Origin of the sequence: Pseudomonas defluvii, assembly GCF_001695625.1 — a bacterium.
Lineage (GTDB): Bacteria > Pseudomonadota > Gammaproteobacteria > Pseudomonadales > Pseudomonadaceae > Aquipseudomonas > Aquipseudomonas defluvii.
Genome location: NZ_MBPN01000211.1, coordinates 1 through 3,566 on the forward strand (window position 1 = coordinate 1; position 3,566 = coordinate 3,566).

2 protein-coding genes and 1 pseudogene are annotated in these 3,566 nt (G+C 59.7%); 1 reads left to right on the forward strand and 2 read right to left on the reverse strand.

Annotated features, from left to right (window positions below; all coding sequences use genetic code 11):
* Nucleotides 1–219: 219 nt before the first annotated feature.
* Nucleotides 220–3,084 (reverse strand): Tn3-like element IS1071 family transposase, encoded by a 2,865-nt coding sequence (locus EKA13_RS26365; RefSeq protein ID WP_236749962.1) that lies wholly within the window; start codon nucleotides 3,082–3,084, stop codon nucleotides 220–222.
* On the opposite strand from EKA13_RS26365, the gene EKA13_RS28525 reads away from it, so the two are divergent.
* Nucleotides 2,980–3,237, forward strand: coding sequence for a hypothetical protein (locus EKA13_RS28525; protein WP_040214134.1), 258 nt, complete (start codon nucleotides 2,980–2,982; stop codon nucleotides 3,235–3,237). The genes EKA13_RS26365 and EKA13_RS28525 overlap by 105 nt on opposite strands.
* A 43-nt stretch (nucleotides 3,238–3,280) precedes the next feature.
* On the opposite strand, the pseudogene EKA13_RS26370 reads toward EKA13_RS28525, so the two are convergent.
* A pseudogene (locus tag EKA13_RS26370) lies at nucleotides 3,281–3,566 on the reverse strand (Tn3 family transposase); the annotation flags it as partial.

Consider the following 3,566-nt stretch of genomic DNA (forward strand, 5'->3'; position numbering starts at 1 on the left):
GCGCAGCCCGTTCCAGATAGACCGTGTTCCACAACACGACGGCAGCCGTTACCAGATTGAGGCCGCTAGCCCGGTAGGGGTCTCCTCGTTTTCAGTGCAATAAGTGACGGTACGAAAAGCTAGCACTGGCGCGGAGGTGGTGTTGGTAGATCGTTGATTTCATTGACTTTCCTGTTCACTTTCAAATCTGCGATTCGTGGCGTCAAACCGTGGTCGGTTTCATCCATTGGTGCCAGTTATCGATGCATTTGGCCGCGAAGGCAGGATTTGGTCAGCATAGCGGTCAACCGGGAAGCGAAACACACCCCGCAAGTTGATGCTCTCCAGCCTGGTGGGCGCAATCTTCCCGATCAGTTCCGGTGGAATGACCTGGCGGCGGTTCGACCAGCGATCCAGGACCGCCTGCATCTGTGAGGTATTCCACGCCATCACGATGTTGGCCATCAGGCTCAACGCATCGGCCACAGCCTGCATTTCATCGACACGTTTGGCCTGCGCCGGGCTGATCCGGCCGGTATAAATGGCGCGCTTGAGGGCGTTAACAGCCTCGCCCCGATTGAGCACCCGGCGCAACTCGTTCCTGAAAGCGTCCTTGACAAAGTAGTCAGCCAAAAACGCCGTACGCAGCAACCGCCCCAATTGCACGCCAGCCTCATAGATTGGATCGCCCTGGGCGGCAGAACCGAACCGCGCAAGAGCTGCCACCGCACTGGCATGTCCGCTCATGACCGAGGCTGCCAGGTGCACCAGACTATCCCAATGCTTTTCGATCAAAGCGACGTCGACATTGGCTTCGCACACCGCAGCGATTTCTGCGGGCACTTTGGTGCCGCGTGGCACAAAGAGGTGGCGCTGTTTGAGTTCCTTCAACCGCGGGCAAAGATCAAAACCAAGCAAACGGGCATGTGACATGGCAAAGTCGGTGTAGCCATGGGTATCCACAGCAAGCTGGCTGGTCTCCAGCTTTTCTTGGCGGATGACACCTTCAATGGCCACGCCCGCCTGGCGCTCATTGAGCACAAAGGGCTGCGCATGGAAGATGCCCCACCGGTCTTTTACATGGGAGTAGATTCCAATGGAAGGTGTGTTGCGCCGAGGATCAAGCCGGGCTTGCCACACCCGTTTGGTGGTCTCCATGCTCATCATGTCAGAAGATGCCAAATCGGACCGCCCCCAGGTGGCGGCAATCGGGTGTCGCTGCATGAATTCCAGCACAGCCTGGCAGGCCTGGCTCAGACGCCGTTCGTCCCGCGCCCAGCGCATGGCCTGGCGAATGCTGGTGGCAGACAATTGCGGAATCATGCGCGCGCATTCGACCGCAGTCAGACTGGTGCCGTGGGCCATGATGCCGGCATAGACCATCAGCAGCTCGTCGGTAGAGCGCGGCTCACGTCCGAGCATGATCCAGCTAAAGCGCACCTGGGCGTCAACGGCCAGAATCACTTCCGGCAATTGAACCTCACCGATGCGGTGATCCAAAGCCGCGCGCAGCTTGGTCACTTCTGGGTCTTCGTCCTCTGCGGGCAATGGCGACAAATGGAGTTCATCATCCACGCGCAGTACGCCACTGCGGGCTGCAGCGGCCACCGCATCGACACCGGCAGTTACTCTGGCCAGCAAAGGCTTCAAGAAAGTGGCAGCCTTGCTGGGTAACGATAGACGGGCATAGTGTTTCTTGGACTCTGCCTGCCAACGCTCGTCCGTGAAGAACAAGCGCGCACGACCCCGAAAGCTCAGGCTGTGCTCAATCCAGACCGAGCCATTGCGCACCGCGCGGCGCAGGGCAAACAGGGTGGCCACCTCCAACGCCTGAAACGCCCGTTCCCGGTCTGGGCTGGAGATCGAAACCTGCCAGATCATTCCCAGACTTGGTGCCACCACTTCAACTGGCAGCTTTCTGGATCCTTTGAGATATAAAGCTTGCAGCTTGGCAAGGTACTCGATGGCAGGATGCTCGCCGGTGGCCTGCCAGGGCAGCTTTGCAATGGCGACGAGCAACGACCGCACGGGGCGAATTCCATCAATCAATCCCTCGCGGACCAGGGAGGCCCTGCTCGGTGGTTTGCGTTTCTGGGTTTCGGTGATCAAGGCTTCAAGACGGGCACGCAACTCAGCATCTGGCACCGCACCTTGCGCGCTCAAGGCAACAAGTTCGCCGAGCAGCGTTTTGTACATTGCGGCCCAATTGACGGTAGCGGGGACATCGGCGGCAGCCTGACGCCACAGATCGGCGATCCGGCGCTGCACCATAAGGATCAACTGGTCTGTGGTGGTGAACAGGCAATACCGAAGAAAGCATGCGACCTCCACGGTGCGCGCTGGCTCTTTGATCTTGGCTCCGGCTGAGGGCGGCCTGGAGACAAGTCGGCGCGCGTAGCGGCGCAAGATGAGATCGGGGATGTCTGCCAGGTGCTTATGAACGTCCAGCGTGTAAAGCAGGTCGATGCGCTCCAGTACCTCGCTGATTTGGCGGGTTGAGTGTTTCGCCGGTGCAGCCCATAGCCAACTCTGCTGGGTTTGTCCATCTGGGCGCAGCTCTGAAACTGAGGCTCGCCAGCGATCAAGTGTTGCTGGATCAACGCTGGCGGCGATGGCGGTGCCTGTTTCAACTTCAAGCTGGGCAAGTGCCGCCGCAATCAGTGTCCGAATTGCCCGCTCGTGCACGATCACCAGCTTGTTCTTGTACAGCCATTGACGCGCCCGCACGAGTAGCTGATCGCGGTCGGCGCAGCGCGCCACTTCGTCGCGCAGTTCACGTACCAGTGAGCGGCGCTGGTGCTCGCTCATCCACTGGAATCCAAGGACCGTGCAGGCTACTTGTTGGTGATCGAATAGCGTGCGCCCGCGTTCATACATGGCTCTCAGCGAGGCGACTTCTGGTGCTGCAATGCCAAGCTCGTTGCCAAGGTGGCGCCACAAGGCTACTGGAATTACCCGAAAGGCACCGAGCAAACGCCCACTCATGCGCAGGAAACCAATATGGAGCGCCAGACCAAGCTTGTGGGAATCACCTCGGCGTGCATTGATTGCGTCGCGCTCGGCACCATCGAAGGTGAAAAATGCCTTCATCTCGAAGTCGCTGATATCGCGGGGGAGCCCACGCATCCCCAAAAACGTTGTGTGCCAACCCTGCATCGTGAACCTCAAAAGTGGGAGGCCACCATACCCGTTTACAAAGCGAACAGGAAAGTCAATGAAATCAACGGTCTACCCAGACCACCCCCGCGCCAGTGCTAGCTTTGCGTACCGTCACTTATTGCACTGAAAACGAGGAGACCCCCCGGTAGCGCTGCTGCTCGAAACTGCGGTCGCGGATTTCACCCAGGCGGTTGAAAAACACTGCCCTGGCCAGCGCATTGCGCGCCTCGCCCTTGTTCAGGCCGGCATGCACGCGGCGGCGCAGTTCCACGCTTTGCAGCCAGTCCAGGATGAACAGCGTGCGCTCGATGCGGCCCAGCTCGCGGAGCGCCACGGCCAGGCCGTTCTGGCGTGGGTAGCTGCCGAGCTTTCGGAGCATCAGGGAGGCCGTCACCGTGCCCTGCTTGATCGAGGTGGCCAGCCGCAGG